Origin of the sequence: Streptomyces sp. Q6 (assembly GCF_036967205.1) — a bacterium.
Taxonomy (GTDB): domain Bacteria; phylum Actinomycetota; class Actinomycetes; order Streptomycetales; family Streptomycetaceae; genus Streptomyces; species Streptomyces citrinus.
This window is the reverse complement of the sequence record NZ_CP146022.1, coordinates 8,259,586-8,276,844: the sequence shown is the minus strand read 5'-3', so window position 1 is coordinate 8,276,844 and position 17,259 is coordinate 8,259,586. Positions and strand designations below refer to the sequence as shown.

13 protein-coding genes and 1 pseudogene are annotated in these 17,259 nt (G+C 72.2%); 2 read left to right on the top strand and 12 right to left on the bottom strand.

Annotation, left to right across the window (positions count from 1 at the left end):
• Positions 1-4 precede the first annotated feature (4 nt).
• The 10 genes and pseudogenes from trpS to V2W30_RS37995 all read right to left on the bottom strand — a co-directional run bounded on the left by trpS (position 5) and on the right by V2W30_RS37995 (position 12,660).
• Positions 5-1,072, bottom strand: coding sequence for a tryptophan--tRNA ligase (gene trpS / locus V2W30_RS38040; protein ID WP_338703157.1), 1,068 nt, complete (start codon positions 1,070-1,072; stop codon positions 5-7).
• A gap of 190 nt (positions 1,073-1,262) precedes the next feature.
• Positions 1,263-2,486, bottom strand: a complete 1,224-nt coding sequence (locus V2W30_RS38035) for a cytochrome P450 (protein WP_338703156.1) — start codon at positions 2,484-2,486, stop codon at positions 1,263-1,265.
• 129 nt (positions 2,487-2,615) lie between these two features.
• Positions 2,616-3,656, bottom strand: a complete 1,041-nt coding sequence (locus V2W30_RS38030; protein ID WP_338703155.1) for an NAD(P)-dependent alcohol dehydrogenase — start codon at positions 3,654-3,656, stop codon at positions 2,616-2,618.
• A gap of 95 nt (positions 3,657-3,751) precedes the next feature.
• Positions 3,752-5,425 carry a helix-turn-helix domain-containing protein gene (locus V2W30_RS38025; RefSeq protein ID WP_338703154.1) on the bottom strand — a complete coding sequence of 558 codons (1,674 nt, stop codon included), beginning with the start codon at positions 5,423-5,425 and terminating at the stop codon, positions 3,752-3,754.
• Between the two features lie 118 nt (positions 5,426-5,543).
• A complete protein-coding gene (locus V2W30_RS38020) occupies positions 5,544-6,260 on the bottom strand; it encodes an ABC transporter ATP-binding protein (protein ID WP_338703153.1) in 717 nt (238 codons plus the stop codon).
• Entirely contained in the window at positions 6,257-7,090 is an 834-nt protein-coding gene (locus tag V2W30_RS38015; protein ID WP_338703152.1) for an ABC transporter ATP-binding protein, read from the bottom strand. Before V2W30_RS38015 ends, V2W30_RS38020 begins: the two co-directional genes overlap by 4 nt.
• Positions 7,087-8,771 (bottom strand): annotated as a pseudogene (locus V2W30_RS38010) (branched-chain amino acid ABC transporter permease). Before V2W30_RS38010 ends, V2W30_RS38015 begins: the two are co-directional and overlap by 4 nt.
• A gap of 5 nt (positions 8,772-8,776) precedes the next feature.
• Entirely contained in the window at positions 8,777-9,682 is a 906-nt protein-coding gene (locus tag V2W30_RS38005; protein WP_425244725.1) for a branched-chain amino acid ABC transporter permease, read from the bottom strand.
• Positions 9,683-9,732: 50 nt separating this feature from the next.
• Positions 9,733-11,013: a branched-chain amino acid ABC transporter substrate-binding protein gene (locus tag V2W30_RS38000; RefSeq protein ID WP_338703150.1), complete on the bottom strand. Its 1,281-nt coding sequence runs from the start codon at positions 11,011-11,013 to the stop codon at positions 9,733-9,735.
• Between the two features lie 198 nt (positions 11,014-11,211).
• Entirely contained in the window at positions 11,212-12,660 is a 1,449-nt protein-coding gene (locus V2W30_RS37995) for a PucR family transcriptional regulator (RefSeq protein ID WP_338703149.1), read from the bottom strand.
• A 518-nt stretch (positions 12,661-13,178) separates the two neighbouring features.
• Between V2W30_RS37995 and V2W30_RS37990 the strand changes: the two genes are divergently transcribed.
• Entirely contained in the window at positions 13,179-14,180 is a 1,002-nt protein-coding gene (locus tag V2W30_RS37990; RefSeq protein ID WP_338703148.1) for a Dyp-type peroxidase, read from the top strand.
• Positions 14,177-15,001 (top strand): family 1 encapsulin nanocompartment shell protein, encoded by an 825-nt coding sequence (locus V2W30_RS37985; protein WP_338703147.1) that lies wholly within the window; start codon positions 14,177-14,179, stop codon positions 14,999-15,001. The genes V2W30_RS37990 and V2W30_RS37985 overlap by 4 nt, the downstream gene beginning before the upstream one ends.
• 15 nt (positions 15,002-15,016) lie before the next feature.
• On the opposite strand, the gene V2W30_RS37980 is transcribed toward V2W30_RS37985, so the two are convergent.
• Both V2W30_RS37980 and V2W30_RS37975 read right to left on the bottom strand, forming a co-directional pair.
• Positions 15,017-15,889: a universal stress protein gene (locus V2W30_RS37980; protein WP_338703146.1), complete on the bottom strand. Its 873-nt coding sequence runs from the start codon at positions 15,887-15,889 to the stop codon at positions 15,017-15,019.
• A 49-nt stretch (positions 15,890-15,938) separates the two neighbouring features.
• Positions 15,939-17,222, bottom strand: a complete 1,284-nt coding sequence (locus V2W30_RS37975; protein ID WP_338703145.1) for a hypothetical protein — start codon at positions 17,220-17,222, stop codon at positions 15,939-15,941.
• Between the last annotated feature and the right edge of the window lie 37 nt (positions 17,223-17,259).

Below are 17,259 nucleotides of genomic sequence, written 5' to 3'. Positions count from 1 at the left end.
CTCTTCAGTAGTCGGCGTTCATGGCGGCGCGGACGTCCTGGAGCGTGGCGTCGGCGAGGGCGTTCACCCGCGCGTTGCCGGCCCGCAGGACATCCCTGACGACCTGGCGGTCCCGCTCGTAGGCGGTGCGGCGGGCCCGGATCGGGGCGAGGTGCGTGTTGACGGCCTCGGTGACGCGCTTCTTGAGGACGGCGGCGCCGCCGTCACCGATCTCACCGGCGACCGTGTGCGGATCGGTGCCCTCGCAGAGCGCGGCGAGCAGGACGAGCGAGGAGACCTCGGGGCGGCCGGCCGGGTCGTAGGTGATGCGGCGTTCGGCGTCGGTCCTGGCGCCGCGGATGAGGCGCGCGGTCTCGTCGGCGGTGGCGGACAGGGCGATGGAGTTGCCGCGGCTCTTGCTCATCTTGGTGCCGTCGGTGCCGAGCAGCAGCGGGGCGTCGGAGAGCAGCGCCTCGGGCTGCGGGAAGACCTCGGTGCCGCGCCCGTAGCGGTCGTTGAAGCGGCGGGCGACGGTGCGGGTGATCTCCAGGTGCGGCAGCTGGTCCTGGCCGACGGGGACCAGGTTGGCCTTGACGGAGAGGATGTCGGCGGCCTGGTGGACCGGATAGGTGAGCATCAGTCCGCTGACGGCCGACTGGCGGGAGTGGGCGATCTCGTCCTTCACGGTGGGGTTGCGGTTCAGCTCGGCGACGGAGACGAGGCTGAGGAACGGCAGCAGGAGCTGGTTGAGCGCGGGGACGGCGCTGTGCGTGAAGATCGTGGACCGGTCCGGGTCGATCCCGATGGCCAGGTGGTCGAGGACGAGTTCGGCCACGTACTCCTGGAGGTGCTCAGCGACGTCGCGGTCGGTGAGCACCTGGTAGTCGGGGATGAGGACGAACGTCTCGACGCCGAGGTCCTGGAGTCTGACGCGGTTGTGCAGGGTGCCGAAGTAGTGGCCGAGATGGAGCCGCCCGGTGGGGCGGTCGCCGGTGAGCACCCGGAACTGTCCGGGGTCCTTGCGGATCAGCTGCTCCAGTTCGGCGCCGCGGGCCTGCGCGGCGGAGGTGCCGAGGGTGTCGGTGCTGGTCATGGTCTCTCCCGAGGGTCATGGGCGTCCTCGGGACGGCATGGCTTCCACGGGGCAGAGCGGGAAGACGAAAGGGCCGTCCGTGGACGGCCCTTGTACGTGTGTGAGTGCGGCCGCCTCTAAGTGAGGCGCCACCAGCTCAGACACGAAGAACGATGCATGCGGAAATCGTACACCCGCACCGTGCGGTGCCTCAGGAGGCGGCGGGCGTGAACCGCACCGGCAGGGACTGCGGTCCGCGGGTGAACACGCCCTGCTCGACCGGGTCGAAGCCGTCGGCGAGCCGCAGGTCGGGCATCGCGTCGAGCAGCTGGTTCACTCCCGTCTCGACCTCGGCCTTGGCGAGCAGCGCGCCCACGCAGAAGTGCCGGCCGAGGGCGAAGGCGAGGTGGTCGGCGGCGGCGGAGAACGCCGTCGTGGCGGTGAGGTCGTCGCGGAAGAGGTCGAAGCGGTCGGGGTCCTTGTAGCGCTGCTCGTCGCGGTTGGCGGCGCCGATGAGGCAGGTGACGGTCGCTCCGGCGGGGATGGTGCCGCCGCTGACCTCCACGTCGACCGCCGACTGGCGCATGATCATGTGGACGGGCGGGGTGAAGCGCAGCGTCTCGGCGAAGGCCCGCGGGATCAGCGAGCGGTCCTCGCGGACGGCCGCCAACTGCTCGGGGTGCGTCAGGAGGTTGGCGAAGATGCTGGCGATGGCCTTGTCGGTGGTCTCGCCGCCGGCCGCGAGGAGCAGGCTGCAGAAGGCCTTGATGTCCTCGTCGCTCATCCGCACGCCGTCGACCTCGGCGGCGCACAGCGTGGAGAGCAGGTCGTCGCCGAGGTTCTCGCGGCGGGCCTGGATGATCGGGATCATGTACTCGGCGAACTCGACGCGGGTCCGCTCGCCCGCCGCGGCGACCTCCGGGTCACCGGACAGGTTGCCGAGGAACGCGATGACGGCGGTGTACCAGCCGTGGAAGCGCGCGTGGTCCGCCTTGTCGAGGCCGAGCATGTCGGCGATGACATTGACCGGAAAGCGGGTGGCGTAGTCGCCGACGAGGTCGGCGCTGCCGGTGGCGCGGAACTGGTCTATCAGCTCACGGGAGTTGGACTCGATCACGGGCAGGAACTTCGCCTGGAGGTCGCTGCCGCGGAAGGCGGGCGCCACGAGAGCGCGGCGCACGGCGTGCTCCCTGCCGCTGAGCTGGAGGATCGTCTTGCCGTGCACCGGCTCGATCTGCCAGTTGTAGTTGTCGGTGGTGAACTGCGCCTCCTTGTCCTTGAAGACGCGTTCCACGTCGGCGTAGCGCGAGATGATCCAGCTCTGGGTCGGCTCGTGCCAGATGAGGGGCGCGGACTCCCGCATCGCACGGTAGGCGGGGTACGGGTTCGCAGCGAACTCCGGCGAAAGGATGTCGGGGGCCTGCGCGGTGGACATGGAACTCCCTGGATGGGGCGGACGGGCGGTCAGCCTCAGGCTATGCACCGCCCGTCGCACGGAACAGGCCACTCCGCGCCGTCAGTTGAGCGCTGGACCAATCCTGTGGCCGAAAATCACCCCTGGGAATCAGCCGTTGGGCAGGATCACCGCGCGCCCGTTGATCTTGCCGTCGTGCAGCCGCTCGTACGCCTTGGGCGCGTCGTCCAGGGAGTACGTCTCGGTGTGCACGGAGACGGCGCCGGCGCGGGCGAGATCGAGGACCTCGATGAGCTCGCCGCGGCTGCCCCAGTAGGGAGCGGTGACGTTGACCTCGAAGGCGGTCTTCCCGAAGCCGACGGGCAGCGAGCCGCCGCCGATGCCGACGATCGTGACGTCACCCTCGACCGCGGCGACCGCGCCCGCGGTCTCGACCGTGGGCTGGACGCCGACGAAGTCGAAGACCGCCTCGGCGCCGCGCCCGCCGGTGAGCTCGCGGACCTTCGCGGCGGCCTCGGCGTCGGACAGGATCGCCTCGTGGGCGCCGACGGTGCGGGCCAGGGCGAGCTTGTCCTCGGACACGTCGAGGGCGATCACGCGGGCGGCCGTCATGGCGCGCAGCAGCTGGATGGCCACGTGGCCGAGGCCGCCGGTGCCGATGACGACGGCGGTGGAGCCGGGGACCAGCTTGGGCAGCGAGCGCTTGATCGCGTGGTACGGGGTGAGGCCGGCGTCGGTGAGCGGCACGGTGGCAACGGGGTCGAGGCCGTCGATCGGCACGAGGTGGCGCGGGTCGTCGACGATCATGTACTCGGCCATGGAGCCGGGCGAGCCGAGTCCGGGCGGGTTGATGCCGAGTTCGGCGGCGCGCAGGCAGTAGTTCTCCTTGCCCTGCGCGCAGTTGGCACAGGTGCCGCAGCCCCACGGGCCGTAGACGGCGACCGGGTCGCCCTCCTTCAGGCCGGTCACACCCGCGCCCAGCGCGGCGACCGTGCCGACGCCCTCGTGACCGAGGGTGAGCGGGAGCTCGTACGGGAAGCCCTCGGCGGGCCAGCTCATCACCGCGATGTCGGAGTGGCAGACGCCGGCTGCGGTGACCTTCAGCAGGACCTGGCCCGGTCCGGGCTCCGGGTCGGGGACGGTGACGACCTCGGGTGCTGCTCCGACGGTCCGGTACTGAAGTGCCTTCATGGTTCGACTCCTTCGTCGCTCTGTCCGACCCCCCGTGCCTCCAGGGTAACTCTTACGTGTCCCAATGAGACATGAGTCCCATTGAGACTCGTGTCTCAATGGGAAAGTTCCCCCGGTCGGTCGCGGTAGAGGCGCAGCTGGAGCATCGCGGCGAGCCGGTGCTCGGCGTCGTCCAGGTCGAGGCCGGTGAGCGCGGCGGCCTTGCGGACCCGGTAGCGCAGCGTGTTGGGGTGGACGTTCAGGGTCTTCGCCACGCGGGGCACGTCGCCGAAGGCGTCGAGGTAGTGGAGCAGCGACTCGGCGAGCCGGGTGCCGTGCGCCGCGTCCCGCTCGGCCAGCTCGGTAAGGGCGGGGTGCCGGATCTCCTCGTGTCCGGCGAGCAGTTCCAGGAGGTCGCGCACCATCAGCGAGGCCGTGAGGCCGCGGTGCGTGTGCACGGCGCGCTCGGGGGTGCGGGCCATGATCTGGAGCGCGTGGTGACCGCGGAGCTTGACGGCGGGGATGTCGTCGAGCCGGGCCGCGGTCCCCGCGACGACGGCCTGTACCGGGGATCCGGTGTGCCGGCGCAGCCGCTCCACGAGATCGGTCGACCAGCGCACCAGGCCCGCCTCGTCCTGCTCGCCGCCGTCGTGGTGCGCGCCCGGCTCGGGAAGCATGGCGTAGATCTGCCCGCAGGCCTGGGCGACGAGGGTGTGCCGCCGGTACGCGGCCGCGTGCACGGCGATGATCTCGGCGGCCTCTGCGCGCCGGGCCTCCTGCCAGGCCGTCTCGCCGACGGCGGGGTCCTCGCGCAGGTCGACGGCGACCACGGACGCCGCCGTGGACGGCGGTATCCCGAGGTGGAGGGCGAGCGCGGCGGCGTCGAAGCGGCCGGTGAGCAGTCCGTGGGCGAGATCGGAGCGCGACAGCCTGCGGGCGGCCGCGTCGCCCTCGTAGTAGTGGTCGACGAGTTGCGAGGCGGCGATCCGCGCCGCGCCGCGCAGCGCCCGTTCGGCGTGCTCGGCCAGCGGGCGCGCGCCCTCCTGCACCCAGATCGAGCCGAGCGGACGCGTGCCCGCCCTGATCCCGATCACCAGGCGCCGCCGGAAGCCCTGTTCGGGCCGGGCCGCGACCTCGACGACCTCGTCCCCGGCGCGGACCCGGCGGTGGACGCCCCACTGCCGGAGCAGGGTCAGATACTCCTCGGGGCAGGCCCGGCCGAGGATCGAGCGCCGGCGCAGGTCGTCGGCCTCCTCGGACGCGCCGGCGTAGGCCATGACCTGGTGCGCGCCGTCCTCGATGGTGACGAGGCCGTGGGTGAGCGTGGCAACGGTCTGCGCCAGTGAGTACAGATCGCCGCCGCCCCTGGCGTACGGGCCGCTCGCGCGGGCACCGGCCAGGAGTCCGCGGACCACCGACTGCACATGGTCCCAGCGGACGTCCGCGGGAAGGGCGAACAGGGCGGTGCGGGTCGCGTGCGCGGCGGCCGGCAGCGGCTCGGGGACATGCTCCGCGCCGCCGTCGAGCCGGACCGCGACGGCGCTCGCGCCCGCCTTCGCCGCCGCCTCGACCAGGGCGGTGGCGTCGGTGCCGCGCGCGCCGACGGCCAGGACGAGCGCGCCCCGCGCGTCACCGAGGTCGTCCCCCGGCTCCGCGATGACGATGCCGGTGATGTCACCGATGTCCTGGTCCTCGGCCAAGTAGGCGGCCACGCCGCCCAGTTTGTCCGCGACGGCGCGCGGGGAGACAGCAGGAACGGCGGCCGAGCCGCCCGGGTCCGCCAGATGCATGGCGGGAGGATACGCGCCCACGCTGTGCGCCGATCGGCGCGGACCGCGCCCACTGCTCGGTGCCGCTCACGCCTCGGCGCCGCTCACTTCTCGGTGTCACCTCACTCCTTGGTGCCGCTCACGCCTCCCCCAGGTATGCCTTGCGCACGCTGTCGTCCGCGAGGAGCCTGCTGCCGCTGCCGGAGAGCACGATGCGGCCGGTCTCCATGACGTAGGCCTGGTCGGCGAGGGCCAGCGCGGCGCGCGCGTTCTGCTCGACGAGGAGGATGGTGGTCCCGCCCGCCTTCAGCTCGGCGACCGTCGCCATGATCTTCTTCATCATCAGCGGCGAGAGCCCCATCGACGGCTCGTCCAGCATCAACAGCCGGGGGCGGCACATCAGGGCACGTCCCATGGCGAGCATCTGCTGCTCGCCGCCCGACAGCGTGCCCGCGGCCTGGGTGCGCCGCTCACGAAGGCGCGGGAACAGGACGTAGGCGCGCTCGGTGTCGTCGGCGATGCCGTCGGCGTCCTTGCGCAGGAACGCCCCGAGCAGCAGGTTCTCCTCGACGCTCAGGCGCGGGAAGATGTGCCGGCCCTCCGGCGAGTGGGCGAGGCCGAGCGCGACGACCTTGTGCGCGGGAACGCCCGCCAGGTCCTTGCCGCCGAACCTGACCCGGCCCGCCGACGGCGCGAGGAGCCCGCTGAGGGTGTGCAGGGTGGTGGTCTTGCCCGCTCCGTTGGTGCCGATGAGAGTGACGGCCTGGCCTTCCTCGACGCGGAAGGAGATGCCCTTGACGGCCTCGACCTTCCCGTAGGCGACCCGGAGGTCCTGGACCTCGAGGAGCGCGGTCATACGGTCTTCTCCTGCTTCTCCAGATGGATCGGTGCGGCCGCGGGGTGGTCGTCCTCGTCGTCCGGGGCGCCGAGGTAGGCCTCGACGACCCGCTCGTCCGCCTGCACCTCGGCGGGCGCGCCCTCGATCAGCTTCGCGCCCTGCACCAGGACCGCGACCCGGTCGCAGAGGTTCATGATGAAGCGCATGTCGTGCTCGATGACGAGGACCGCGACGCCCCTGGCACGCACCGAGCGCACCAGTTCCTCGGTCTCCGCGGTCTCCTGGGGGTTCATCCCCGCCGTCGGCTCGTCGAGCAGGAGCAGACGGGGTTCGCTCGCCAGGGCGCGGGCGATCTCCAGGCGGCGCTGGGCGCCGTAGGACAGATTGCGGGCGAGCAGCCCCGCCTGCCCGCCGAGTCCGACGAAGTCCAGCAACTCCCGTGCCCGCTCCTGGGATTCGCGCTCCTCGCGCCGGTGGCGCGGGCCGTGCGCGAGGGCGGAGAACAGGCCGGCGCCGGTGCGGGTGTGACGGCCGACGATCACGTTCTCGCGGGCCGACATGTTGGCGAACAGGCGGATGTTCTGGAAGGTGCGGGCGACCCCGGCCCGGGTGACCCGGGCCGGGCGCGGCGGCAGCGCCGCGCCCGCGAACCGTACGGAGCCGTCCGTGGGGACGTACAGGCCGGTCAGGCAGTTGAAGAAGGTCGTCTTGCCCGCGCCGTTGGGGCCGATCAGGCCGACGATCTCGCCCTCGCCGACGGTGAGGTCGACCCCGTCGACGGCGGTGAGGCCGCCGAAACGCATGGTGACGCCGTCGGCCTGGAGCAGGGGTGATGGGGTCGTGCTCATACGGTGGCCTCCGCGGCGGCCCGGCGCGCCTCGGCGCTCGCGACCTGCTCGTCGTGGAACTCCAGTTGATGCCTGCGGTCGGGCACGAGTCCCTCGGGCCTGAACCGCATCATGAGAATCAGCGCGAGGCCGAACAGCATCATCTGGTACTGGTGGAAGAACTCGAACTTGGCGGGGATCAGGTACAGCAGCGCCGCCCCGACCAGCGGTCCGGACACGGTTCCCATGCCGCCGAGGACGACGGCGGCGAGCAGGAACGCGGAGTTGGGCGGTGCCGTGTCGGCGAACTTGTAGTTCTCGGGCACGGCGTTGGTCTGGAGGTGCGCCATGACGGTGCCCGCGAGTCCGGCGAGGGACGCGCCGAGGCCGAAGGCGAGCAGTTTGAACCGGAAGCCCTCGATGCCCATGGCGGTCGCGGCCTTCTCGTCCTCGCGCAGCGCGATCCAGGCCCGCCCGATCCGGGAGTTCCCGGCGCGTGCGTACACGAAGACGATGACGGCGATCACGCCGAGCAGCAGCAGGTAGTAGTGGGCGAACCGGCCGAAGGTGACGCCGAGGAGGGTGTGCGGCGTTCCGAAGTCGAAGCCGAACACGGAGAGGTCGGGGACGGAGTTGATGCCGTTGGGGCCGCCCGTGAGCTGGGGGCCCGAGGTGCCGTCGAGGTTGTTGACGGTGATGCGGAAGATCTCGCCGAAGCCCAGGGTGACGATGGCGAGGTAGTCGCCGTGCAGTCGCAGGGTCGGCGCGCCGATCACGAGTCCGGCCACCAGGCTGACGGCCATGCCGAGCAGGGCGGTGGCCCAGAACGGCCAGGGCTCGATGTCGAAGGTGGAGAACGTCGATCCGGAGACGAGGGCCGCCGTGTAGGCGCCGGTGCCCAGGAACGCCACGTAGCCGAGGTCGAGGAGTCCGACCAGGCCGACGACGATGTTCAGGCCGAGCGCGACGGCGGCGAACACGAGGATGTTGTCGGCGATCGCCGTGTACCGCTCCCCGGTCTGGGTGAACGGGAAGGCGAGCGCGGCGGCGAGCGACGCGACGGCGACCGCGATCCGGTTCCGGGCGGTGATCGCACTGAACCGGGCGGTGAGCCCGGCGGCGGCGAGCGCGCGCACCCCGAATCCCGCGGCGGGCAGGAAGGCGAGGAAGTCCTGCGCCGACTCGGTGGTGATGCCGAACGCCAGGACGTACATCGCGGCGAGGAACACGACGGTGATCAGGGCGATCTCGGCCGCGCGGGGCGGGCGCCCCGCCGCGGGCGGATCGGTGACCGTGTCGTCGGGCAGGGCGTGCGCGCCGGCCGCGAGGAGCAGCACGGCCACCGCCGCGAGCCAGCCGCCCGGCTCGACGTTGACCGCGCCGCCCAGGTCGACGGCGATCGCGCCGACGGTGATCCAGGTGGCGGTCAGCGCGGCGAGCGAAGCGGCGCGCAGGGCACGGACCGCGCCCGCCGGTGCGAGGCGGCGTGATCCGGGGACGCCGAGGGCGGTGGCCGCGAACACGGCGGCGAGCAGGGCGGTGACCAGCGTGAGGAGCTGGCTTCCGCCCGGGTACCCGTAGACGGTGAGGTTGCCGGGTAGAGCGCGGTCCACGTCCAGGCGAGGAACGGCGCGACGAGGGCGAGCGCCGCGCCCGCGGCGGTGAGGATCCGGGCGGCGGAGGTGCCGAGGGGGAGGTTCATGGAGGTCACGCCCTGTCCGCGATGCGTTCGCCGAGCAGTCCCTGAGGTCTGATCAGCAGGACCACGATGAGGATCACGAAGGCCCACACGTCCTTCCAGACGGAGCCGCCGAACATGTGCAGGGCGGGCAGATGGGGCAGGAGCCCGGAGGCGAGGGCCTCGGCCACGCCGAGCACGACGCCGCCGAGCATGGCGCCCTTGATGTTGCCGATCCCGCCGAGCACGGCGGCGGTGAAGCCCTTCAGGCCCGCGATGAAGCCCATGTTGTACGAGATGGTGCCGAGCCGGAGGCCCTGGGTGAGGCAGGCGACGCCGGCCAGGAGCGCGCCGATGGCGAAGGCCACGACGATGACCCGGTCCGTGTCGATGCCCATCAGCCGGGCCGTCCTCGGGTCCTGCGCGGTGGCCTGCATGGCGCGCCCGGTGCGGGTGCGGGCCACGAACCAGGACAGCACGCTCATCGCCAGTCCCGCGACGACGAGGGTGAGCAGCGCCCCGTAGGAGAGCGTGACGCCGCCCAGGCGCACCGGCCCGCCCTCCAACTGGGGGAAGGGCACGGGCGCGGTGACACCGAGCGAACCGCCGGGCAGCGGGAAGAAGTTGAACACGACCTGTTGCAGGAAGAGCGACAAACCGATCGCGGAGATCAGCGGTGCGAGGCGCGGGGCTCCGCGCAGCGGTCGGTAGGTGAACCGCTCGGCCGCCACCGCCGCGGTGACGGACACCAGGACGGCGGCGATGAGCATCACGGGCAGCGCGGCCCACAGGGGGATCGCCCGCAGCCCGGGGACCCAGGCGTAGACGAACAGGGCGCCGAACCCGCCGAGCATGTAGATCTCGCCGTGGGCGAAGTTGATGATCTGGAGGATGCCGTAGACCATCGTGTACCCGACGGCTATCAGGCCGTACATGGTGCCGAGGACGAGTCCGTCGGCGAGGAGTTGCAGGACGTCGGTCGCGCTCACTTGACCGTCACGATCTTGACGCCGTTCTTCCAGGCCCCGTCCTGTACGCAGTTGACGCTGATGACCTGGTTGACGCTGTCGCCGTACTCGTCGAAGCCGATCTTGCCGGTGACTCCGTCGAAGGCGGTCTTCTGCATGGCGTCGACGACCTTCGGACGCAGCCGGGTGATGTCGCCGACCTTTCCGTCGTTCGCCTCGACGGCCGTGCCGACCGCCTTCATGAGCGCGGTGGTCGCGTCGTAGACGTACGCGCCGAAGACGCCGTAGCCCTCGGAGTAGCCGGCCGCCTTGTAGTCGGCGACGAACGTCCTGGCGGAGTCGAGGGAGTCGACGGGGGCGCCGTCGGAGTGGGCGCAGACGCCGTCGGCGGCCTTCCCGCCGGCCAGCGGGATCAGGGCGTCGTCCTTGACCGCGTCGCCGCCGCCCATCGGGCCGTCGAATCCGGCGGACACGAGCTGCTTCTTCAGCGGGCCGGCCTGCGGGTACTCGCCGCCGTAGAACACCCCTTGCGCGCCGGAGGACTTGACGCTGTTGACGACGGCCGCGTAGTCGGACTCGTCGGGGTTGACGGACTGGTGGACGGCGACCTCGCCGCCGAGCTTCCGGTACGCCTCGGTGAAGTTCTGGACGATGCCGGTGCCGTAGGTCTTCTTGTCGTCGACCGTGGCGATCTTCTTGACCTTGAGGTCCTTGTAGAAGTACGCGGCCATGACGGGCGCGGCGACGGCGTCGGTGCTGATGGTGCGGAAGTAGTTGTCGTACTCCCGCTCGGGGTCGGTCTTGTAGCGGGCTCCCTGGGTGAGGGTCGCCGCGGTGTTGGCGCCGGAGACCTGCACCATGCCCGCGTCGTGCAGGGTGGACTGCATGGCGGCGGACACCGAGGAGTTGTAGGCGCCGACGACTCCGACGACCGTGGTGTCGGCGACGAACGCTGCCGCGTTCTGCTGGCCGATGTTCGGGGTCGCCTGGTCGTCCTTCGCGGCGAGCTTGAAGGTGACGCCGGGGACGAGCTTGTCCTTGTTGGCCTTGGTGACGGCGAGTTGGGCCGAGTTGCGCATGCCGAGTCCGACGGCGGCCAGGTCCTTGGAGAGCGGCGCGTCGAAGCCGATGGTGACGGTGGTGGTGCCCTGGGACGCGTCGTCGCCTCCGCTGCCGTCGTCACGGCTGCCGCACGCGGTCAGCACCAGACTGCCGGCGAGCAGCGGTACGGCCAGCGCCAGGGAACGTGAACGTCCGCGTGGACGGGCGTCGGGGGCATCGGCGATGAGGCGGTGCATGGGTGTTCCTCCACGGTCTGATCTGCGGCCTCGTCCTGACGTCCGCCGGTCGGCGGGGCACGGAGGGCTTCACGCAGTGGCTGAAACCTAGGCGGCGGACGGTGGCGTGGAGCTTGTCCGGCCGGCAGATCTCGGCCGGTGCCCGTTGTCCTGTCGGACAACGCCGTTCGCACGGCTGTCACAGAGGACCGGCCGCGCTCACCGCACGGCGTCGGCGGTGCGCAGATGCAGCATGGCCACGAGGCGTTGCTGCGGGTCGTCCAGGTCGATGCCGGTGAGGGCGACGGCGCGGCGGATGCGGTGGCGCAGGGTGTTGGGGTGGATGTGCAGCTGGCGCGCGACGGTCTTCACGTCGCCGAACGCGTCGAGGTAGCGCAGCAGCGACCCGCACAGGTCGGAGCCGTTGCGCCGGTCGTGCTCGGCGAGCGCCGCGAGCGCCGGGTCGTGGATGTCGGGGTGGTCGCGCAACACGTCGAGGACGCGCGCGAGCAGCACGGCGGCCCGCACGCTGTCGTACGTGGCGACCTCGCGTCCGGGGTCGTCGGCGATGACGGCGAGGATCCGGTCGGCCTCGGTGCGGGCGGCGGGGGCGTCGGCGAGCCGGGGCAGTGTCGCCGCGACGGCCGCCTGTACGGGGGTGCCGAGGTGGCGGCGCAGGGTGGTGACGAGCTCGGCGGTCCAGGCGGTGAGGGTGCGGTCGGCGACGGCGCCGGGGACGAGGACGTACAGGCGACCGTCGAGGCGGGCGCAGGCCGCGGTCCGCCGGTGGGCGGCGGCGTGCAGGGCCACCAGTTCGGCGGCGCGGCCGCCGCGCGGCCCGGTGTCCCGGCCGTCTCCGAGGTCTCGCTCGTGCGGTTCGACGGCGATCACGACGGCGCCGCTGTCGACGGGTACGCCCAGGTGCCCGGCGAGAGAGGCGGCGGGCGAACGTCCGCGGAGCAGGCCCGCGGTGAGGTCCTCGCGCAGGCCGCTCTCGGATCCCGGCCCGTCGAAGGGGCGCAGGAGTGCGACGGCGGCCAGGCGCGCGGCGCCGCGCAGCACCTGCCCGGTGTGGTCGGCGAGCGGCGCGGTCCTCTCCTGCACCCAGATCGTGCCGAGGAACCGGCCGCCCGCCGTGATGCCCGCGGCGAGGCGGCGCCGGGTGGCGAGATCGGGGCGTTCGGCGACCTCGACCTGTTCTCCGGCGCGCAGCCGCTCGTACACCCCGGCCTCGCGCAGCACCTTCAGATAGGTCTCCGGGCAGGCGTGGCCGAGGATCGACAGGCGCCGCACCTCGTCGACGTCGTCGTCGGAGCGCGAGTAGGCGAGGACGCGGTTGGCCGGGTCCTCGACGGAGACGGCGCCGCCGGTCAGCGTGGCGAGGGTTCTGGCGAGCGAGAACAGGTCGCCGTGCGTGGTGCGGCCTGCCAGGTCGGGGCCCAGGTCGAGGGCGTCGAGCGCGGCGCGGGCCACCGTCCCGATGTCGTCCCAGCGGGCCTCGTCGCGTACGCCGAACAGGGCGGTGCCGCATTCGACGGCGGCCTGTCGCAGGGCCTCGCGCTCGTCGTCGTGGTGTCCGGCGCGCAGGGCGACGGCGGTCGCGCCCGCGCGGCCCGCGGCGATCAGGGCGCGCAGGGCTTTGGTGCCGCGTGCTCCGACGAGCAGCACGAGGCGGTCCTTGTGGTCGGCGCGGGGTTCGTCGTCCGGTTCCGCGATGACGACGCCGGTCAGGGGCGGTCGAGGCCGCGGGGCGCGGCGAGCAGATCGACGCGGTGGCCGGCGAGTGCGGGGGCCAGGCGCCGCAGCGGTACGCCGGGCGGTGCGGGGGTGGGCGTCTGCGTGTCCATGGGACCTCCGGCAGCGGGGAGTCAGTGCCTGCGGAGGCTATGCACGCGCTCACGGGGTGGGTCTGTACGACCGGACAACGTCGGCGGGCCAGGACTGTCGGCGCGGCCATTGGCCGCGCCGGGCGGCTGAGAACGCAGAAGGACCCCGACCGTACGGGGGAGAACGGTCGGGGCCTTGGTTCAAAGTTTAACAGCGAACCAACCGTGCTTCGCACAGGAGGCCGATCTTGCCCGGTGAGGTCGGACACACTCCCCTCAAGCGCCGCACATGCCGCGTTCTCCCCCTGCCCATAAAGTGACAAAAGCCGTTCATTGTCATCCTCCGCGACAGGAGCACGCGTGGTCGAGCCGCAGTCCGTACTCACTCCGCCCGCGAAGGCCGCGGTCTTCCTCGTGGTCACCGTCGCGCCGGGCGGCGAGGGTGCCGTCCGCGACACGCTGGAGGACCTGTCCGCCCTCCGGCGGTCGGTCGCCTTCCGATCCCCCGACGACGGGCTCACCTGCGTCGCCGGGATCGGCTCGACCGCCTGGGACCGGCTCTTCGCCGGTCCGCGGCCGCGCGAGCTGCACCCCTTCCAGGCACTCGCGGGCCCCCGGCACCTGGCCCCGGCCACCCCCGGGGACCTCCTCTTCCACCTCCGCGCCCGTCGCATGGACCTCTGCTTCGAGCTGGCCCGGCTGATCATGGACCGGCTCGGCGCGGCCGTCACCGTCGTGGACGAGGTGCACGGCTTCAAGTACTTCGACGAACGCGATCTGCTCGGCTTCGTCGACGGCAGCGAGAACCCCGAGGGGCAGGCCGCCGCGAGCGCGGTGTACGTGGGCGACGAGGACCCGGACTTCGCCGGCTCCAGCTATGTGATCGTGCAGAAGTACGTGCACGACATGTCCGCCTGGGAGGCGCTGTCCTCCGACGAGCAGGAGCGGATCATCGGGCGGACGAAGACCGCGAACGTCGAACTGCCCGACGACATACAGCCGAGCAACTCGCACGTCGCGCTGAACACGATCGTCGACGAGGACGGCACCGAGCGGCAGATCCTGCGCGAGAACATGCCGTTCGGCAGCCTCGGACGCGGCGAGTTCGGCACGTACTTCATCGGCTACGCGCGCACCCCGGACGTCACCGAGCGGATGCTGCGCAACATGTTCCTCGGTGATCCGCCCGGCAACCACGACCGCATCCTCGACTTCTCCACGGCGGTCACGGGGTGCCTCTTCCACGTCCCCAGCGCCGACTTCCTCGACGACCTGCCCGACCCCGCACCGGCCGGCGCCGCCACCGTGATCACCGGCGGCTCGCTGGGCATCGGCAGCCTCAAAGGAGCCTCAGCACGATGAGCATCGCCCCGAACCCCACGCCGAGCACCAACCTCCACCGCGAGCTCGCACCGATCACCCCTGCGGCCTGGGCCGAGATCGAGGAGGAGGCGAGCCGCACCTTCCAGCGCCATGTCGCGGGCCGCCGCGTCGTGGACGTCACCGGACCGGACGGGCCCGAGCTCTCGGCCGTGGGCACCGGCCACCTGACCGACATCACGCCTCCGGCGCCCGGTGTCTCCGCGCGCCTGCGCGGGGTGCATCCGCTGGTCGAGCTGCGGGTGCCGTTCACGGTGAGCCGGGACGCGGTCGACGACGTGGAGCGCGGCGCCCGCGACTCGGACTGGCAGCCGGTGAAGGACGCGGCACGGGCCATGGCGTTCGCCGAGGACCAGGCGATCTTCGACGGGTACGCGGCGGCGGGCATCGACGGTCTGCGCGAGCGGACCTCGAACCCGGTCCTGAGCCTGCCGGCCGAACCGCGCGACTACCCCGACACGATCAGCCGCGCCCTGACCGCGCTGCGCCTCGCCGGGGTCGACGGCCCGTACGCGCTGCTGCTCGGCGCGGACGCGTACACGGCGGTCAGCGAGACCTCCGACCACGGCTACCCGATCGCCAACCACCTCAGCCGGATCCTGGACGGCGAGCTGATCTGGGCCCCGGCCCTGAACGGCGCGTTCGTCCTGTCCACGCGCGGCGGCGACTTCGAACTGCGCATCGGACAGGACCTGGCGATCGGCTACACGGCGCACGACGCGAGCGGCATCGAGCTGTACTTCCACCAGACGCTGACGTTCCTGCCGTACACGGACGAGGCCGTGGTCGCGCTCCAGGCCTGAGAGCCGGCCCCCGGCTCAGTCGTGCGGCACCACCGCGACCGGGCACGGCGCGTGGTGCAGCACCGCGTGCGCGACGGAGCCGATGCGGGCGCCGACGGCGGTGCGGCGGGCCCGGCGTCCGACGACCAGGAGTTGGGCCCGCGGCGCCACCGACAGCAGGACCTGTCCCGCGCTGCCGATCTCGGTGTGCTCGGTGACGGTCACGTCGGGGAACCGCTCGCGCCACGGGGCGAGGGCGGCGGCGAGGGCCTTCTTCTCGTACGGTTCCATGCCGCCCGCCTCGTCGAGGAGTTCGAGCGAGGCGGGGCTGTAGGCGAACACGGGCGGCAGGCTCCAGGCGCGCACCGCGCGTACGGTCGCGCCGCGCGCCGCGGCCGTGCGGAACGCGAACTCCAGGGCGGCGGCGCTGTCCTCGGGGTCGCCCTCCTGTCCGACGACGACCTCGCGCCCGGCGGCCTCGGTGGTCGGCTCGTCGCCCGCGCGCACGAGGACGACCGGGCGCGCTGCCGTGGCGATGACCTGCTGCCCGACCGAGCCGAGCAGGAAGCCGACGATCGGGCCGTGGCCGCGCGAGCCGAGGGCGAGCAGTTCCGCGTCCGCGGCGACGGCGGTGAGCGTACGCGCCGCGCCGTCGTCGAGGACGTCGGTGGTGACCGCGAGCCCCGGGTGCCGCTCGGCGATCTCCCGCTCGGTGTCCGCGAGCAGGTCGCCGGCCCACCGGGTCCTCGCGGACTCGTCGGCGGCGAGCGCCAGTGCCTCGGGCGCGGGCTCGCCGACGTGCACCAGGCGCAGCGGCAGACCGCGCCGCACCGCCTCGCGTGCCGCCCAGGCGGCCGCGGCCGCGCTCTCGGGTGATCCGTCCACTCCCGCGGTGATGGGCCGGGTCATGGGACTGCCTCCTCGTACTGCGCCGACATGGTCCGTCCCTGATCCTGCCTTATTCGGCCGGTTGTCCGGCGGCCGGCTTCGCTCGCCGCTCGGGCCGCAGGAAGGAGGCCCAGCCGCCCGGGGGCCGCTCTCCCACCTCCAGCCCGCGCAACAGGGCGAGGATCGCGGGGTCCTGCGCGTCGAGCCAGTCGACGAACTGCCGGAAGGAGACGAGCCGCACGTCCGGCTGGTCCGCCATCCGCTTGAGGCTCTCCTCCACGGCGTCCATGTAGATGCCGCCGTTCCACTCCTCGAAGTGGTTGCCGATGAAGAACGGGGCCCGGTTCGTCTCGTACGCGCGCCGGAAGCCCTCCAGATACGCCTGCGTGGCCTGGCGGCGCCAGCCCGGGTAGTGGTACGAGGGCGCCCGCGTGGAGTTCTTCGACTGGTTGGCGAGGATGTTGTAGTCCATCGAGAGCACTTCGAAGCGGTGGCCGGGGAACGGGATGCCCTGCAACGGCAGGTCCCACACGCCCTGCTTCTTGTCCGGCCAGCGCTGGAGGCCGCCGGGGGACGACGCGTCGTAGCGCCAGCCCAGTTCGCGGGCGACGGGCAGCAGGTTCTCCTGGCCGAGCAGACAGGGGGTGCGGCCGCCGATGAGCTCCTTGTCGTAGTCGAAGGGCAGCGACGGGTGGTCGTGCCAACCGGTGTTGCTGCGCCAGGAGGTGACGAAGGAGCGGGCCTGCTCGATCTCGCTGCGCCAGTGCCGGGCGCTCCAGTGGGCGACCGAGCCCGGGCCGCCGCAGAAGTGGCCGTTGAAGTGGGTGCCGATCTCGTGGCCGTCCATCCACGCGTCGTGGACGTAGGTCAGGGTCTGCTTGACGTGGGCGTCGGTGAGATAACCGATGTCGGAGGCGCCTACGGGGTTGTTCGGCGGGCGGTACAGGCGCTTCTTCGACTCGGGCAGCAGATAGAGGCCGGAGAGGAAGAAGGTCATGTGGGCGTTGTGCTGACGGGCCAGTTCGAGGAAGCGCGGGAAGAGGCCGTTGCCCACCTCCCCCGCGCCGTCCCAGGAGAAGATCACGAACTGCGGTGGCCGCTGGCCGACTTCGAGCGGCGCGGGCGCCTCCGGCTGACGGGGTTGCTTGCCGGTGTACGACGTCGAGCCGTCGCCGATCAGCCGCGGCGCGGCCTTCTTGCCGGGGGCGCCCTGCCGGTCCGCCCTGCGGTCGGGGCCCGCCGGGGGCCGGCTCTGTTCCGCGCCGCTTCCGCAGCCGGCGAGGGTCGCTGCCGCGGCTCCCAGGCCGGCTCCGAGACCCAGGCGTGCCGCGCCCCTGCGACTGATTCCACTCATGGACGTCCCAACCCGCGCCGTGCGCAGGCGCGTTGTG